A 17,091-nucleotide genomic window follows, 5' to 3' on the forward strand; every position below is an offset into this window, starting at 1 on the left:
AAAAAAGGCCGCATGATGCGGCCTTTTTGTTGGGTGTCGACGCCTCAGAGCCGGTTGCCCGCCTGGATGGTGCGGCGGATCTTGTTGCTGAGCAGCGGCACTATGTTGTCGGCCAATGCCTGGAAGCGGCCGAGATCCGGTTTGCAGCCCGGATCCAGATAGCCTTCGCTGCGCAGGGTGTGGATCAGGGTGCTGAACAGCTTCTGGTCGAAGAACTCGGGGGCGTTGATGCCGTGCAGGGTGCCGAGGCGTTCCGCCATCATCAGGCCGTCCGCTTCCAGCTGCTCCGCCTCGATGTGGGGCTGGGCCAGCATGCGGGTCAGCACGATGGCGTAGCGCTGCAGGGTCTCCTGGATGCTTTCGGCCAAGAGCAGCAGGCGCATCTGGTTGCCGGGGTTGACCCAGTAGCCGCCGTCGCGTGCCTCGACCAGTTGCTGGCGCAACAGCTCGGCCAGCAGGGCATCGATCAGCTCCGGCAGCTCGTCCTCTTCATAGCGCAGGAAGAGTTCGGTCTTGAGCAGGGGGTAGATGTCGACACAGCGGGCGACGATCTCGCTGCGGGAGATCCCCTCGCACCGCTCGATCAGGGCCGCCACCAGGGAGGGCATGGCGAACAGGTGCAGTATGTTGTTGCGGTAGTAGGTGAGCAGGATCGCCTGATAGCGGTCCAGGCTGATGATCTGGCCCAGCTTGTCCTCGCTCACCTCGAACTTGTTGAGCTCCATCGCCTGCTCCAGCAGGGTCCTGGCGTCCTCGTCCGGCATGGTGCTGTGCGGGCTGTAGGGCACCTGCTTGAGCAGGTCCAGATAGGTGTTGAGCTGGGCCTGGAGTTCGTCCCGGGTCAGGGCGTGGCGCTCGGCGGCCAGCAGGGCCAGGGCACTCAGGGTCAAGCCGTTGACGGCGGCGGCATCGTTGATGCGGGTCATCAGCAGCTCGGCCAGCTGGTTGACGGTGGAGGCCATCCACTCGGGACGCTCCTCCCGGCCGATGCTCTCCTTCCAGGTGGGCACGTGTTCGCCGAGGTAGCTGTTGAGGGTCAGCGGTTCGCCGAAATTGACGAAGCCACGGCCATAGTTGCGCAGCTTGCGCAGGATGCCGAGCACCTGCAGGAAGCTCTCCTTCTCCTTGCGGCTCCCCTTGAGTTCGTTGTGGTAGGTATTCACCTCCATCACGTGCTCGTAGCCGAGGTAGACGGGGACCAGGGTGACCGGCCTGTCCAGCCCGCGCATCATGGCCTGCAGGGTCATGGCCAGCATGCCGGTCTTGGGGGGCAGCAGGCGACCGGTACGCGAACGCCCGCCCTCGGTGAAGAACTCCACCGAGTAGCCCTTGGCAAACAGCAGGTTGAGGTACTCCCGGAATACCGTGCTGTAGAGCGGATTGCCCTTGAAGGTGCGGCGGATGAAGAAGGCGCCGCCGTGGCGGAAGATGGGGCCCGCCGGCCAGAAGTTGAGGTTGATGCCCGCCGCGATGTGGGGTGGCACCATGCCCTGGTGGTAGATGACGTAGGAGAGCAGCAGGTAATCCATGTGGCTGCGATGGCATGGGACGTAGACGATCTCATGCCCTTCCTGGGCCAGCTGACGCACCTGCTCTGCTCCGTTGACCGAGAGGCCGCGATAGAGCTTGTTCCACAGCCAGCCGAGGAAGCTTTCGCCGAGGCGGATCAACCGATAGGAAAAATTGGAGGCGATCTCGTCCATGTAGCCGTGGGCACGCTTTTGCGCCTTCTCCAGGCTGATTCCTTCCCGTCTGGCCTCCTCCTCGATGGCCTGCTGGATCACGCTCGAATCCAGCAGTTGCTTGAACAGCAGGTTGCGGTTCGGCAGCTTGGGCCCGGTGGCGGCCAGCTGCTGGCGGCTGAAGTGGGTGCGGGCCACCCGCGCCAGCTTGTGGGCGATGGCCTCGTCGGTGCCGTGCTTGTCCGCCATGTAGCGCAGGGAGAGGGGCGGGGAGAAGCGCACCAGGTTCTCGCGCCCTTTCAGGATCACGATCAGCGCCTTCTTCAGGCGGTTTGGCGCCAGGCTGCTGATGATGTTCCAGCCGGAGGCCTCCTCGCCTTCCCGGCCCGGGGCGCGGCCCCAGAACAGGGTGACGGGTACTACCTGGATGTCCAGCGCCGGATCCTGCTTGTGCAGGTCCAGCAGCTGGTGGAACTCCTGCAGGAAGGGGAGCGGCTTGTTGCGCGTGCCGAACAGGGGAGGCGGACGGTCCAGACAGACGTAGCGTGGCAGCAGCTGACCGTTCAGCTCCAGCGGCGTGAAGGGGCCGGGCAGGCCGAGATCCTCGCAGCACTGTTGCAGGGTCATCAGGTCGGTGATCGAGCTGGTCTTCAGGGCATAGACGATGGGTCTGGCCGGATCCAGCTTGAGCTCGGTGATGGGGTTTTCCGGCAGGCTCTTGTGATTGACCAAGCCGCTGACCGGCCATTGCAGGATGGCTCTGGAAATCTTCTGTCCAAGGGACATGTGCGTCTGCTCTCCAAAAAAATGCGGCGTGAGCATAGCAAATCACCGACTGCTTGTCGCCGAGAGGTACGATGAGTCGGCACTTCAGGGCGGGGGGAGGGACAAATGTGCGTCGGGTCGCGACAAATGCCAGTTGCGCCTTGCCTTGGCCCCAGCACTGTATATACTGCCAGTGTGCTGTATAAAAAGACAGGTGCCCATGCTATGAAACCCCTTACCCCTCGCCAGGCTGAAGTACTCGAGCTCATCAAGGCGAACATGAACGAGACCGGCATGCCGCCGACTCGCGCCGAGATTGCCCAGAAGCTTGGCTTCAAGTCGGCCAACGCGGCCGAAGAACATCTGAAGGCCCTGGCCAAAAAAGGGGTCATCGAGATCATGCCGGGTACGTCCCGCGGCATTCGTCTGCTGCTCGAAGAAGAGGACGTGCAGCCTGAAGAAAACGGCCTGCCACTGATCGGCAAGGTGGCGGCCGGGGAACCCATCCTGGCCCAGGAACACATCGAGAGCCACTACCAGGTGGATCCCGCCCTGTTCCACCCGCGGGCAGACTTCCTGCTGCGGGTGCAGGGCATGAGCATGAAGAACATCGGCATCATGGACGGGGACCTGCTGGCGGTACACAAGACCCAGGAGGTACGTAACGGCCAGGTGGTGGTGGCGCGTCTCGATGAAGACGTCACCGTCAAGCGCTTCCAGCGCAAGGGCAGCCAGGTGTGGCTGCTGCCGGAAAACGAAGAGCTCTCCCCCATCGAGGTGGATCTCGCCAGTCAGCACCTCACCATAGAGGGCCTGGCGGTCGGCGTGATCCGCAACGCTGACTGGATGTAAGCATCCGATGCGATGAAGAGGCTTCCTGCGGGAGGCCTCTTCATTTTCATCTGCCGATGGCATCTCCCTCCCCACCTTTTCGCTTCTCCTTCCTGTGCACATAGTCTCGCCGCACGACATGCATTTCGGATATATCCTTTGATAAGGCCCCTGTCATGGTCGGTGATCAGGGAAGGGGGAGTCGCACCGGGCAGCACGCCATGGCAGGGATGCATGATCGCCGGGTCGGTGCGCAGAAGGGAGAGTCGCCTCACACTGGGGACTCGTACAGTCAGTACGCTGCCGTGGTTGGTTCGTCGTTGAGGACAAAGAGACTCGTCAGCGTGACCTGTTGAGCAAGGAGGACAGGTATGGCTTCAAGCTCGCCGTGGGATCCGGTGCCGGCCGCAGCGCCCGCATCTTCCATCACCCGATTCATCAAGGGCAGTCGGATGACATGGTTCTATGCGCTCTGGGTCTATCACAAGGGAGATGGTTGGACCATCTGGCTTGGGTGCCCCAAAGACAAGATTGTCCGCCTGGTTCGTCTGTTTCGCCGTCATCACGACATCGGATTGCCGGATGAGCCCTGGACTGCCCCCGTCATCCCGCTGCGCGTCCCCCTGAGACGCGCCCAGCCGCAGCACAGGCTGCGGCCCTGATCCCTCTTCCTGTACAGACAAGAGCCCCGCCAGAGCGGGGCTCTTGTTTTGGCGCCGATGCGGCAGATCCATGGCACAGGCGCTTTCCCGCCGGGATGCAAGACTAGCCATCAGCGGGGGCGCGCGGGTTACAATGACCCCTACCGGTTTTGCCCCCTGGGCTTCTAACATAAGCAAGGCTTTGTTTTATATGGTTAAACCACGCTTTTACCTGCTGCTGTTGCTGTTCATCGGCGCCATTGCGGCGGCTTATTACTGGAGTCAGCCCGCGGTGCCGGAACAGGCCGATTACTACCCGGCGGGGCGAGACATCAACCCGTTTACCCTCACGGATGCGGATGCACAGCCCTTTACCCCTGCCAACCTGACGGGACACTGGAGCTTTCTGTTCATCGGCTACACCTACTGCCCGGATGTCTGTCCGACCACGCTGGCAGATCTGCGCAGCGTCTATCCGGCGTTGAAGAAGATAGCCCCCACTAGCCAGGTGGTATTCATCTCGGCGGATCCCCAGCGGGATGACAGCGCCCGCCTGAAGAGCTATACCGCCTTCTTCGAGCCCGAGTTCAAGGCGGCGACCGCACCTCACAGTGCCCTCTTTCCTCTGGTCCGCAATCTGGGGCTGGTCTATTCCATCGTGGAAGGGGATCGCAAGGACTACCTGATCGACCACTCCGCCTCCATCGTGCTGATCAACCCCGAGGGGAAGCTGGTGGCCACCTTCCGACCCAAAGTGGCACCGGGTGAGGTGCCCCACGTGGACATGCAGACCATGGTGGCCGACTTCGCGCGCATCGTGCGGCTGGCTGGCGAGTGAGCCCGGCGCGCACCATGCTGATTCCCGCCTGGCTGAAGGATCCTCGCCGCCACGGAGCCGTCTTCGCCCTGGCCCTGCCCATGGTGTTCTCCAACGTCACCACGCCCTTGCTGGGGCTGGTGGACACCTGGGTGATCGGTCATCTTGGCCAGGCCTGGTTTCTCGGCGGCGTCTCGGTCGGTGCGACCTTCATCAATCTGCTGTTCTGGTTGCTTGGCTTCCTGCGCATGTCCACCACAGGGCTGACCGCCCAGGCTCAAGGTGCAGCCCATGCCGAAGGGCAGCTCGACACCCTGGCGCGGGCCCTGGGCTTGGCGATAGGACTGGGCATGGCGCTGTTGCTCCTGTTGTTGCCGTTCCTGCCTGCCATCATCGCCCTCGGTGGCGGCTCTTCCGAGGTACAGACCTATGCCGGTCAGTATGTGTCGGTGCGGATCTGGAGCGCCCCGGCGGCCTTGTGCAATCTGGTCATCATGGGGTGGTTGCTGGGCATGCAGGACGCACGCAGTCCCATGCTGCTGCTGATCCTGGGCAATCTCGTCAACATGGTGCTGGATGCCTGGTTCGTGCTGGGATTGGGCTGGCAGGTGAAAGGGGTGGCCGCAGCGTCCCTGCTGGCGGATTACAGCACGCTCGGGGTGGGGCTCTGGCTGGTGAGCCGGCATCTGCGCCGACTTGATCCCGGGGTGTGGCACAACGCCTGGCTGCGCTGGCGCCAGTGGCCGGCCCTGCTACGGCTGCTCGCCCTGAACCGGGATATTTTCATCCGCTCCCTGTGCCTGCAACTCTGCTTCGTGTTCATGACTCTGCAGGGGGCCAGGCTGGGGGATGTGGCGGTGGCCGCCAATGCGGTGCTGCTCAATTTCCTGATGCTGATTTCCTACGGGCTGGATGGATTTGCCTATGCGGTGGAAGCCATGGTAGGGCGCGCCATCGGGCGGCGCGATCGGCCGCTGCTGCGGGAGGCCATCGTCCTCAATCTGGGCTGGGCGCTGCTGATCGCCCTGGCATTCACCCTCTCGTTTGCCCTGGGGGGCCACTGGCTCATCCGTCACATTACCGACATACCGGCGGTGATCGCCGAGGCGCAACGTCAGCTCCCCTGGCTGGTGGCCATGCCGCTGCTGGCGGTCTGGTGCTTCCTGCTGGACGGGGTCTTTATCGGCGCCACCCGGGCCCGGGAGATGCGCAACAGCATGCTGGTGGCGGTGTTTGCCGGCTTCTTTCCCATCTGGTGGTTCTGCCAGGGATGGGGTGTGGCGGCCCTGTGGGCCGCCATGAGTGCCCTGATGGCCGGTCGTGGCCTGACGCTGGGCTGGCTCTGCTGGCGACTGGAGCGTGATGGACGGCTGCTAGCGGGGCAGGGGACGGCGCAGTCAGTCTGAATCCTGGCCACCTTGCCAATATCGTCAGCGGTCAGAGCGAGCCTGAATAGTCGAACTGTCGCCAGCTCTCGTAGACGAACACCGCGACAGCGTTGGCCAGATTCATGCTGCGGCTCTGGGGCAGCATGGGGATGCGCAGCCGCTGCTCGAATGGCAGGCTCTCGATGATCTCCATGGGCAGGCCTCGGCTCTCGGGCCCGAACAGCAGGGCGTCACCGGGGGCAAACCGGGCCGCCGAGTGGGCGGTGCGTCCCTTGGTGGTGCAGGCAAAGACCCGTTGGGGGGCGACGGCTGCCAGAAACGCCTCATAGTCAGGCCAGCGCTTGATGTCGGCAAACTCGTGATAGTCGAGCCCGGCCCGCTTGACCCGTTTGTCATCCCACTCGAACCCCAGAGGCTCTATCAGGTGCAACCGGTAGCCGGTATTGGCGCAGAGGCGAATGATGTTGCCGGTGTTGGGGGGGATTTCCGGTTGGTAGAGCACGATATCGAGCATGGAAGGATCCTGGGCTGGTGCGAAACGGGCGCCAGCATACCCAGCACCCGTGCCGATGAAAAGGGGGAGGTCAGGGCATGGGCAGACGGATGGTGATGACCAGTCCGGTCGGCTGATTGCTGCTGGCCCGGATGGTCCCCCCATGACGCTGGATCGCCTCGGCGGCGATGGCAAGGCCGAGACCAGTGCCCCCGGTCTTGGCGTTGCGGGCATCGTCCACCCGAAAGAAGGGCAGGAACAACCGGGGCTGCTGCTCCACCGGCACGCCAGGGCCGTCATCCCGTATGGTCATCACCCACTCCCGTCCCTCCCGGTACCAGTCCACCTTGATGAACTCGCGGGCATACTTGAGGGCGTTGCGCAGGGGATTTTCCAGGGCGCGGGCCAACAGTTCTGGCCACATGGTGAGGGATTCGGCGGGCAGGGAAGGGAGTCTGAGCTGTTTGCCGTTCTGGTTTGCCTCGAACATGGCATCGTCCAGGATGGGCTCCAGCAGCTCCGCCAGGGGCAGCGTCACCGGCGCCTCCACATGTTGCTGCACCCGCGACAGATCCAGCAGATCCCCTATCAGCTTGTCGAGCCGGGCTATCTCCCCTTCGATGCGCGCCAGCTCGGCGCTGTCCCCCTGCTTGCGGCGGATCAGCGCCTGTGCGAGCTGGATGCGGGTCAGGGGGCTGCGCAGCTCGTGGGAGATGTCGGAGAGCAACTGCTTCTGCTTCTGGATCATGTCCTTGAGGGTATCGACCATGCGACTGACATGTTCGGCCAGCTGGCCTATCTCGTCGCGCCGCCCCAGGTTGGGGATCTGTATTTCCAGGTTGCCCTGGGCGAGTTGGGAGACCGACTGCTGCAACTGCAGTATGGGGCGGGTCAGGCGCCAGGCGAGCAACAGACAGAGCGGGGTGCTGACCAGCATGGCGATGCCCAGGATCTGGATGGGGTGATCCAGGATCTGGATGAAGAGGAACAGGTAGGAGTTTTCGACGTTCAGACCGAAATAGACGTGATAGGTCTGGCCGCGATGGACCATCTGGAAGGGGCCGGCGATGGCGCGCTGGTGTTCGCTGCCCAGCATGGGCTTGGCCGGGTTGTCCGAGTCGAGCATGAAACGGATCACGAACTTGCTCAGCCGGGTGCTGGACTGCATCTGCCCCTTGGCATCGCGTAGATAGATGTTGTCCACCGGCAAGAGGCCCGCGGCATCGATGGCCTTGGCCAGATCGAAATCCTGCTCGGGATCCGCGCCCCGTTGCAGCGCCGCCAGGTTGTTGTTGAGACGGGTAATCTCGTGGGCCGGCAGCGGGATGATGTTGCGGGGGTCCAGGGTGGGTAGGATTACCACCGCGGCCACGACCAGCAGCAGGATGAACCAGAACCAGAGGAAGATCTGGGTGGAAAGGCCGTTGAAGGTGCGGGCCGATTTCATGCCTGCTCCAGCCACAGGTAGCCTCGTCCCCGCACTGTCTTGAAGCGGGGCTGGCCGTCAGCCCGCTCCGGCAGCTTCTTGCGCAGGTTGCTCAGGTGCATGTCGATGGCCCGATCGAAGGGTTCGAGCTTCTTGCCCAGCACCTGCTCGGAGAGCAGGCCCTTGCTGACGATCTGGCCCGGATTGCGCAGCAGGCACTCCAGCAGGCCGAACTCGGTGGCGGTGAGTTCCAGCAACTGATCGTCGCAGCGAGCCTGTTGTAGGCCGGGCTGCAGCACCAGATCCATGAAGCGCACCTCTTCCGAGCTGCCGCCGCGCTGGGGAGCCTGGCTCTGGGTTCGACGCAGGATGGCGCGCACCCGGGCCAGCAGCTCCCTGTCGTCGAACGGCTTGGCGAGATAGTCGTCGGCACCGGCCTCCAGCCCGTTGACCCGATCCTGGCTGTCGCCACGGGCGGTCAGCATCAACACCGGGGTGTCGTGGGTCTTGCGCAGCCGGGTCAGCATCGCGAAACCGTTGAGTCTGGGCATCATGACGTCCAGCAGCACCAGGTCGAAAGCCTGTTCTGCCAGTCGCTGCAATCCCTCTTCCCCATCCTCGGCGACGGTGACCTCAAACCCCTCCAAGGTCAGGATTTCGGTGAGCAGCTGGGTCAGTTCGAGATCGTCGTCGACCAGGAGTATTTTGTTCATCTGGGAGTCACTCTGTTGATTTTGCACGCCAAACTGACGTCCGGGTCAGGGTATAATAAGTTTTTACGCGTCGGAGGAAAGCCGGTTTTGAGCCACCAACACTATTCCCGCTGGGTCACCCTGGCCAGCATGGCCGCTGTGACCACCGCCACCCTGCTCATCCTGGGCAAACTGATCGCCTGGCTGATGACGGATTCATCCAGCCTGCTGGCATCCCTGACCGATTCCTTCATGGACATCAGCGCCTCTCTCATCAATCTGCTGGCCATCCGTTATGCGCTGGCCCCTGCCGACGAAGAGCATCGCTTCGGCCACGGCAAAGCGGAGTCCCTGGCGGGTCTGGTGCAGTCGGCCTTCATCTCGGGGTCCGCCCTGCTGCTGGTGATGCACGGCATCTCGTCGATGCTGAATCAGGTGCCCGTGGTGCGCCTGGAGGCGGGGATCTGGGTCAGTGTCGGCTCCATCGTGCTGACTCTGCTGCTGGTGAGCTTCCAGGGCTTTGTCATCCGCAAGACCAACAGTGTGGCCATCAAGGCCGACATGCTGCACTACCGTTCCGACCTGCTGCTCAATGGCGGCGTGCTGGTGGCACTGGTGCTGGCGGGGCAGGGGTGGTACTGGGCCGACGGCCTGTTTGCCATTCTGATCGGTCTGTTCCTGGTGTGGGGGGCCGTCCATATCGGCTACGAATCGGTGCAGGCCCTGCTCGATCGTCAGTTGCCAGAGGAGGAACAAGCGAGAATAATGGCCCTCTGCTGTGCCGTAGAGGGGGTGCATGGCGTACATGACCTGCGTACCCGCCAATCCGGGCCGACCCGTTTCGTGCAGTTGCATCTGGAACTCGATGATCAACTGCCTCTGGTCAGGGCCCATCAGATAGCCGACGAGGCTGAACTGGCCGTCCGCCAGGCCTTCGAGCGGATGGATGTGATCATTCACATGGACCCCATCTCGGTGCTGACAAAAGAACGACAAAGCACTCACCCTGAACAACAGTAGGCTGCAACATGGATGATCTGGTTGCCAGAACCTGGCAAAAAATTCAGCAGGAAGCGCAGAGCATGGCGGCCCAGGAGCCCATGCTGGCCAGCTTCTTTCATTCCACCATTCTCAATCACCGGGATTTGCGCTCGGCGCTGAGCTTCCAGCTCGCCAACAAGCTCGACAGCACCACCATGCCTGCCATCGCCTTGCGGGAAGTGATCGAGCTGGCCCTGCGCAGCGAGCCCGAGCTGCTGGCCGCAGTGGCCGCCGACATCTGCGCGGTGCAGGATCGCGACCCGGCGGTCGACCTCTTCTCCACCCCGCTGCTCTACCTCAAGGGATTCCATGCTCTTCAAGGGTATCGGGTGGCCAACTGGTTGTGGCGTCAGGGACGCCGTGCCCTGGCGCTCTATCTGCAAAACCAGATCTCCGTGGTGTTCGGCGTGGATGTACACCCGGCCGCCCGCATCGGCAAGGGCATCATGTTTGACCATGCCACCGGTATCGTGGTCGGCGAAACCGCCGTCATCGAGAACGACGTCTCCATCCTTCAGAGTGTGACTCTGGGGGGGACCGGCAAGGAGAGTGGCGATCGTCACCCCAAAATCCGGGAAGGGGTGATGATAGGGGCGGGGGCCAAGGTGCTCGGCAACATCGAGGTGGGCGTCGGCGCCAAGATCGGTGCTGGCAGCGTGGTGATCAACCCGGTGCCGCCTCACACCACGGTCGCTGGCGTGCCTGCCAGGATTGTGGGCCGCCCCGAGTGCGACAAACCTTCCCTGGACATGGATCAGTGCCTCTGATCCCCTGACCGAGGCCGTTGTATGGTCAAGCGCTGGTCAGGCTTTCTGATCCTTGGGATGTGGCTGCTCAACCTGCTGCACCTTTATCTGGACTTCTCCCCCTGGCCCGCCGCCATCGCGGCCTGGGCCGCCTCCCTGCTCACCTGGCCCTGGCTGGTGGGTGCCGCACGGCGCCAGGCGCTGGCCCTCTACGGCGCGGCGCTCCTGCTGCTGCTCTTTTCCTGGTGGCGAGGGGCCAGCCTCAGCCCCGGTGACTGGCTCTTGCCGAACATCAATATGCTGACCATGTTTGCCGCAGTGAGCACCCTCAATCTGGCTACCTCCGGCCTCTTGACCGGCACCGCCTCCTGGTCCGGTCGCAAGGGGCTGTGGAGCACCATGGCCAGCCTCAATCTGCTGGGGGCCGTCATCAATCTTTCGGTGCTCTTCATCATCGGCGATCGGCTGGAGCGCAACGGGACGCTGGAGCGGCGTCAGGTCATGGTGCTGAGCCGGATCTTCTGTGCGGCTGCGTTTTGGTCCCCCTTCTTCGTCGCCATGGCGGTGGCCCTCACCTATGCACCGGGTCTGCAACTGGGCAGCATACTGCCTTTTGGCATACTGGCGGCCTTGCTGGCCATGGGGCTGACGGCCTGGCAGGTAGAGCGACTCGGCGTGGAGACCTTTGAAGGTTATCCGCTGCGGCTCCAGACCCTGGGGCTACCGGTGACCCTGGCACTGCTGGTGCTGGTGATCCACCGTTTCTGGCCCGGACTCAGCATTCTGGCGGTGATCGCCCTGGTGGCGCCCTTGCTGGCGTTGCTGTTCATGCCGCAAGCGGGGCGAGGGGCTGCTCTCAAGCGTCAGGTGGTGGAGCGCTTCCCGGCGATCGGTGGCCAGCTTGTGCTGTTTCTGGGGGCCGGCCTGCTGGCGGCTGGCATCAACAGCGCGCTGTCAGTACTGGACTTTGGCAGTGGCCACGGCCTGCCGCTGTTCAACCACTTCGGCTGGCTGGAAGCCTGCCTGACCCTGCTGCTGATCTTCCTGGTGGCCATAGTGGGCGTGCATCCTCTCATCAGCATCTCGGGGGTGGCGCCGCTGCTCTGGCCGCTGGCACCGGATCCCAGCCTGCTTGGCATGTGCTTCCTCATGGGGTGGGGTCTGGCGACCGGGACGAGCCCGCTCTCCGGCTCCAATCTGGCGCTGGCGTCCCGCTACAACCTGAGCGCCGGGCTGCTGCTGCGCTGGAACCTGCTCTACGGCCTGTTGATGTACGCCGTGGCCTGTCTGATGATGGGGGGCTTCATCGCCTTGCATGGCTGATGGTGGCATCGGCAGGAGGGCGGGTTATGCCACGGCGGACGCCCGGGATCGAGGTTCCTGCTGCCTGCGAGAAAAACCGACGCATATTTAAGCAATACCAGGCCGCAGGGCGCATTTTGCAACGTGCTGGCTTGTTTGTGCCGAGCGCATCAGGGTATGCTGGCTCCACGCGCTTGAATCGCCCTCTGTGGGGCATCGCAATTGAACATACAGGTATGCATATGTCACTAGAAGTCCTTGAGCAACTCGAATCCAAAGTACAATCCGCCGTCGACAACATCTCCTTGCTGAAGATGGAGCTGGACGAGCTGAAAGAGCAGAACAGCAAGCTGCAAGACGAAAACCACCAACTGCGCAACGAGCACGTTGCCTGGCAAGAGCGTCTGCGTGCCCTGCTGGGCAAGATGGACCAGATGGGCGATGCCATCTGATCCCGTCTAGACTGACCGGAATGAAAGCGGGCCGCTCCTTGAGCGGCCCGCTTGTTTTGGTCTGCCGGGCAATCAGAGTGCCAGCAGCTGTTTGACGGTCTTCTCGATGCCGTCCGCCGCCTCCACAATATTGTTGGCCAGCATGTAGGCAGGAGTGGAGATGACCTTGCGCTCCTGATCCACCACGAATTCGCGCACCGGGCAGTCGAGATGACTGCCACCCATGGCTTCGATGGCGTTGGCGGCGCCCTCGTCGTTGCCAATGGTGGCCAGGGTGCCGGCGCCATAGATGAGCGGGATCATGGCCGGTGCGATGCAGATGTAGGCGGCCGGTTTGCCTGCTCTGGCAAAGCTCTGGCAGGCCTTCAGCACATCCGGCTGGATACGGCACTCTGCTCCCTTGATGGCGAAGTCACACAGGTTCTTGGCGGCGCCGAAGCCGCCCGGCACCAGCAGGGCGTCGAAGTCGGCTGCATCCAGTTCAGCCACATCCCTGATCTGGCCGCGGCAGATGCGGGCCGCCTCGACCAGCACGTTGCGGCTCTCTCCCTCGCTGACCTCGCCGGTCAGGTGATTGATGACATGAAGCTGAGGGACATTGGGGGCGAAGCATTGAACGGATGCTCCCTGACGGGCCAGCGCCAGCAGGCTGATGACGGCCTCGTGGATTTCGGCGCCGTCAAACACGCCACAACCACTCAAGATCACGGCCACTTTTTTCATGACAGACTCCTCGTTGTTGAAAATGTGAGCCAGGGTAGATTGTTGTACTTTTGTATGGTTATCGTTCGACCTCCGCTGGTCAAGTCATCTCCCTGTGCTAGGATTGTTTCGTTTTGGATCCTGCCTCAGTACCCCCCTTGAATTTTTTTCCACATTGATCGAGATCATGATGAGTGTGTCATGTTGAGTTTTCATGATCTCAACGTAATGTTTTAAAAGATATTTTTTGTTTTAATCCACAGCTTTGTCACGGCCGTGATGCAATGGTGCCATTTTTGAGCACAGAGTTATCCACAGCAATATGCCCCACCGGTGCGCCGGGGTGATGGTGGGAGTCCCCTTGGTGTGGTGCGGGCCCTGTGGCATCCTAGCGGCTGTTTATTCTTGGCAGGACGATTTTCATGGCCTCTAGCAATCCTCTTATTCTGGTCGACGGCTCTTCATATCTTTACCGCGCCTTCTTTGCCTCGCAGCAGGCCGATCTGCGCACCTCGACCGGCTTGCCTAGCGGCGCCGTCCGTGTCATGGCCAACATGATGCGCAGCCTTCGCAAGCAGTACCCCGACTGCCACGTGGCCGTGGTGTTCGACGCCAAGGGCAAGACCTTCCGTGACGACATCTATCCCGAATACAAGGCAACACGCGCCAGCATGCCGGACGATCTGCGCAGCCAGGTCGCCCCTATCCACCAGATGATCAAGGCGATGGGTTTCCCCTTCCTGATGGTCGAAGGGGTGGAGGCCGACGACGTGATCGGCACTCTGGCCCGTCAGGCGACCGAGAAACAGTTGCCTGTGCTCATCAGCACCGGCGACAAGGACATGGCGCAGCTGGTCTCCGACCATGTCACCCTGATCGACACCATGAAGGATGTGAAGACCGATCGGGAAGGGGTGATCGAGAAGTTCGGCGTACCGCCCGAGCTCATCATCGATTACCTGGCGCTGATGGGGGACAAGGTGGACAACATTCCCGGCATGACAGGTGTCGGCGAGAAGACCGCACTGGCTCTGTTGCAGGGGATCGGCAGCATCGACGAGATCGCCGCCAACCTCGACAAGGTGGCTGCGCTCGGCTTCCGTGGCTCCAAGGCGTTCGCCGACAAGTTCCGCGAGCAGGAAGAGCAGGTGCGCCTTTCCTATGTGCTGGCCACCATCAAGACCGACGTGGCGCTGGAGCAGAGCCTGGAAGAGTTGCAGCTTGGCCCCATCGACAAAGAGGCTCTGCTGGCGGTCTATCGCGAGTATGAGCTGCGCAACCTGATCAAAGAGCTGGAGTCCGGTGGCGCTGAGGAGAGCGAAGCCGAAAGTGATGAGGAAGGCGCCGCCCCGGCAGCCGCCATCGAAACCGACTATCGCTGCATCCTGGATGAGGCCGAATTCGATGAGTGGCTGGCACGGTTGCAGGCGGCGCCGCTGTTTGCCTTCGACACCGAGACCACCAGTCTCGACTATATGGAAGCGCGCGTCGTTGGCGTCTCCTTTGCCATCGAGCCGGGCAAGGCGGCCTACGTGCCCTTCGGCCACGACTATCTGGGGGCGCCGGTACAGCTGACCGAGGCCGTGGTGCTGGGCAAGCTCAAACCGCTGCTGGAAGATCCGACCCGTCTCAAGGTGGGGCAGAACCTCAAGTACGATCGCAACGTGCTGCTCAATCACGGTATCGAGCTGCAGGGCATCGCCTACGACACCATGCTCGAATCCTATGTGCTCAACTCCACCGCCAGCCGCCACGACATGGATTCCCTGGCTCGCAGATATCTGAATGCCGAAACCATCTCGTTCGAAGAGATCGCCGGCAAGGGGGTCAAGCAGCTCACCTTCAATCAGATCGAGCTGGAGCAGGCGGCCCCTTACGCGGCGGAAGATGCCGACATCACCCTGCGTCTGCATCAGGCGCTGTGGGGCAAGCTCTCTGCCGAGCCGGGCCTTGCCAAGGTGTTCAGCGAGATCGAACTGCCGCTGCTGCCGGTGCTGGCACGGATGGAGCGACTCGGTACCACCATCGAGCCCAAGTTGCTGCACCAGCAGAGCCAGGAGATCGAAGTGCGTCTGGCAGAGCTGGAGAAACAGGCCCACGAGCTGGCCGGGCAGGAGTTCAATCTCTCCTCGCCCAAGCAGCTGGGTGAAATCCTCTTCACCAAGCTGGGGCTGCCGATCATCAAAAAGACCCCCAAGGGAGCGCCATCCACTGCGGAAGAGGTGCTGGCCGAGCTGGCGGAGACCTATGATCTGCCGCGTCTGCTGATGGAGCACCGTGGCCTGGCCAAGCTCAAGTCCACCTACACCGACAAGCTGCCGCTGATGATCAAGCCGCAGACCGGGCGGGTGCACACCTCCTATCACCAGGCGGTGGCGGCGACCGGTCGACTGTCGTCCACCGACCCCAACCTGCAGAACATTCCGGTGCGCAACGAACAGGGGCGCCGCATTCGGCAGGCCTTCATTCCGTGCGCCGGTTACAAGCTGGTGGCGGCGGATTACTCCCAGATCGAGTTGCGCATCATGGCCCACCTCTCCGGTGACAAGGGGCTGCTGACCGCCTTTGCCGAGGGCAAGGACATCCACAAGGCGACCGCCGCCGAGGTATTCGGCGTCGCGCTCGATGCGGTGACCAGCGACATGCGTCGCAGCGCCAAGGCGATCAACTTCGGTCTCATCTACGGCATGAGCGCCTTCGGTCTGGCCAAGCAGCTGGGTATCGGTCGCGCCGAAGCGCAGAAGTACATGGATCTCTACTTCGAGCGCTACCCGGGGGTGCTGGAGTACATGGAGCGTACCCGCCAGCAGGCGGAGGCCCAGGGTTATGTCGAAACCCTGTTTGGTCGCCGCCTCTATCTGCCGGACATCAAGTCCCGTAACGCCGGTCTGCGTAAAGCTGCCGAACGGGCCGCCATCAACGCACCTATGCAGGGCACCGCTGCCGACATCATCAAGCGCGCCATGATCAACGTGGATGACTGGATCCGTGGGATTGAAGACGAGTCGATCCGCATGCTGATGCAGGTACACGATGAACTGGTGTTCGAGATCCGCGAAGAGAAGCTGGAAGAGTACATCGCCCTCATCAAGGAGAAGATGTCGGGTGCGGCCGAACTGTATGTGCCGCTGGTGGTGGAAGCGGGCACCGGTGACAACTGGGATCAGGCCCACTGATCCTGCCTGATGGTCACATAGCTATATAAGAAGAGAAGCCCGGCATGATGCCGGGCTTCCTGTTTGTGGCTGCAGGGTCAGGCCTCTTGCAGGTATTCATCCTTGAGCAGCACATAGTTGTCGGCCGAGGTCTTCAGGAAGGCGATCTCGGCCGGCTTGAGAGGGCGGGCCTGCTTGACGGGATTGCCCATATAAAGAAAGCCGGTCTCGAGCCGCTTGCCTGGTGGCACCAGGCTGCCCGCCCCGATCATCACATCGTCTTCAACGATCACCCCATCCAGCAGGATGGCACCCATGCCGACCAGCACCCGGTCGCCTATGGTGCAACCGTGCAGCATCGCCTTGTGTCCGACCGTGACATCTTCGCCGATAAGCAGCGGATAGCCGCCGGGGTTGCTGGCACTCTTGCGGGTCAGGTGCAGCACTGTGCCGTCCTGAATGTTGCTGCGCGCACCGATGCGGATATGGTTGACGTCCCCTCTGGCGGCCACCATGGGCCAGATGCTGGCATCGTCGCCGAGCTCGATATCCCCCACCAGGGTGGCGCAGGGATCCACATATACCCGTTTGCCCAGTTGCGGGCATTTTCCCTTGTAAGGTCTCAGTCGCATGTCCATCTTGGCCTCCTTGTTTTCGGCCATTCTAGCAAGACGACACCGGTTTCTGTGGATAAGTTTGTATAAAAGCTGTGCTTGGATATGAATAACTAAAAAAGTGCCGATTTTTGCAATTTTATTGCAGAGGAGGGGTTGCCAGAACGAATTCGCTCCCTATAATGCGCCTCCATCGACAGGGCAAGCGGCAACGCAAACAAGCCTGTCGGTGCCTCGAAAAAGCCTCGTAAAATAAGGCTTGACTCGAGAAGGCGGTTGAGTAGAATGCCACTCCCGCAGCAGCCAAAAGCTGCGTCGCTCTTTAACAATTTGAATCAAGCAAT

15 protein-coding genes are annotated in these 17,091 nt (G+C 62.1%); 9 read left to right on the forward strand and 6 right to left on the reverse strand.

The genetic code is table 11. The annotated features are described in order from the left end of the window. Positions 1–44: 44 nt before the first annotated feature. Positions 45–2,468: a glycerol-3-phosphate 1-O-acyltransferase PlsB gene (plsB, locus tag AB5Y54_RS10715; protein WP_010672443.1), complete on the reverse strand. Its 2,424-nt coding sequence runs from the start codon at positions 2,466–2,468 to the stop codon at positions 45–47. A gap of 204 nt (positions 2,469–2,672) precedes the next feature. Here plsB and lexA point away from each other — a divergent pair, with 204 nt between their 5' ends. From lexA to AB5Y54_RS10735, 4 genes are all read left to right on the forward strand, one after another. Beyond that, entirely contained in the window at positions 2,673–3,299 is a 627-nt protein-coding gene (lexA, locus tag AB5Y54_RS10720) for a transcriptional repressor LexA (RefSeq protein WP_010672444.1), read from the forward strand. Between the two features lie 431 nt (positions 3,300–3,730). Then, entirely contained in the window at positions 3,731–3,940 is a 210-nt protein-coding gene (locus tag AB5Y54_RS10725; RefSeq protein ID WP_080560358.1) for a hypothetical protein, read from the forward strand. Between the two features lie 190 nt (positions 3,941–4,130). Next, a complete protein-coding gene (locus AB5Y54_RS10730; RefSeq protein ID WP_103858479.1) occupies positions 4,131–4,757 on the forward strand; it encodes an SCO family protein in 627 nt (208 codons plus the stop codon). 14 nt (positions 4,758–4,771) lie between these two features. Continuing rightward, positions 4,772–6,142: an MATE family efflux transporter gene (locus AB5Y54_RS10735; RefSeq protein WP_182955898.1), complete on the forward strand. Its 1,371-nt coding sequence runs from the start codon at positions 4,772–4,774 to the stop codon at positions 6,140–6,142. A 31-nt stretch (positions 6,143–6,173) separates the two neighbouring features. Here the strand turns inward: AB5Y54_RS10735 and trmL are convergent, their stop codons facing one another. The 3 genes from trmL to AB5Y54_RS10750 form a co-directional block, all read right to left on the reverse strand. Continuing rightward, the gene (trmL, locus tag AB5Y54_RS10740; protein ID WP_010672448.1) at positions 6,174–6,638 is read right to left on the reverse strand and encodes a tRNA (uridine(34)/cytosine(34)/5-carboxymethylaminomethyluridine(34)-2'-O)-methyltransferase TrmL; all 465 of its coding nucleotides are present in this window, start codon (positions 6,636–6,638) and stop codon (positions 6,174–6,176) included. Positions 6,639–6,708: 70 nt separating this feature from the next. Beyond that, positions 6,709–8,064 (reverse strand): ATP-binding protein, encoded by a 1,356-nt coding sequence (locus AB5Y54_RS10745; protein ID WP_053288858.1) that lies wholly within the window; start codon positions 8,062–8,064, stop codon positions 6,709–6,711. Next, entirely contained in the window at positions 8,061–8,756 is a 696-nt protein-coding gene (locus tag AB5Y54_RS10750; RefSeq protein ID WP_010672450.1) for a response regulator, read from the reverse strand. Before AB5Y54_RS10750 ends, AB5Y54_RS10745 begins: the two co-directional genes overlap by 4 nt. A gap of 87 nt (positions 8,757–8,843) precedes the next feature. Between AB5Y54_RS10750 and AB5Y54_RS10755 the strand changes: the two genes are divergently transcribed. The 4 genes from AB5Y54_RS10755 to AB5Y54_RS10770 all read left to right on the forward strand — a co-directional run bounded on the left by AB5Y54_RS10755 (position 8,844) and on the right by AB5Y54_RS10770 (position 12,276). Next, positions 8,844–9,755, forward strand: coding sequence for a cation diffusion facilitator family transporter (locus AB5Y54_RS10755; protein ID WP_043155671.1), 912 nt, complete (start codon positions 8,844–8,846; stop codon positions 9,753–9,755). Positions 9,756–9,763: 8 nt separating this feature from the next. After that, on the forward strand, positions 9,764–10,543 hold the full coding sequence (gene cysE, locus AB5Y54_RS10760; protein ID WP_010672452.1) for a serine O-acetyltransferase: 780 nt from the start codon (positions 9,764–9,766) through the stop codon (positions 10,541–10,543). 21 nt (positions 10,544–10,564) lie between these two features. Then, complete coding sequence (locus AB5Y54_RS10765; RefSeq protein ID WP_010672453.1) at positions 10,565–11,845, forward strand: hypothetical protein; 1,281 nt, start codon at positions 10,565–10,567, stop codon at positions 11,843–11,845. Positions 11,846–12,066: 221 nt separating this feature from the next. Next, positions 12,067–12,276: a cell division protein ZapB gene (locus AB5Y54_RS10770; RefSeq protein WP_010672454.1), complete on the forward strand. Its 210-nt coding sequence runs from the start codon at positions 12,067–12,069 to the stop codon at positions 12,274–12,276. A gap of 72 nt (positions 12,277–12,348) precedes the next feature. On the opposite strand, the gene elbB is transcribed toward AB5Y54_RS10770, so the two are convergent. After that, on the reverse strand, positions 12,349–12,999 hold the full coding sequence (gene elbB, locus AB5Y54_RS10775) for an isoprenoid biosynthesis glyoxalase ElbB (RefSeq protein ID WP_039041149.1): 651 nt from the start codon (positions 12,997–12,999) through the stop codon (positions 12,349–12,351). Between the two features lie 401 nt (positions 13,000–13,400). On the opposite strand from elbB, the gene polA reads away from it, so the two are divergent. Beyond that, complete coding sequence (gene polA, locus AB5Y54_RS10780; RefSeq protein WP_368153721.1) at positions 13,401–16,154, forward strand: DNA polymerase I; 2,754 nt, start codon at positions 13,401–13,403, stop codon at positions 16,152–16,154. Positions 16,155–16,231: 77 nt separating this feature from the next. On the opposite strand, the gene AB5Y54_RS10785 is transcribed toward polA, so the two are convergent. Continuing rightward, positions 16,232–16,771, reverse strand: a complete 540-nt coding sequence (locus AB5Y54_RS10785) for a gamma carbonic anhydrase family protein (RefSeq protein ID WP_368153723.1) — start codon at positions 16,769–16,771, stop codon at positions 16,232–16,234. Positions 16,772–17,091 lie beyond the last annotated feature (320 nt).

Origin of the sequence: Aeromonas sp. s9, from assembly GCF_040907765.1 — a bacterium.
Taxonomy (GTDB): domain Bacteria; phylum Pseudomonadota; class Gammaproteobacteria; order Enterobacterales; family Aeromonadaceae; genus Aeromonas; species Aeromonas caviae.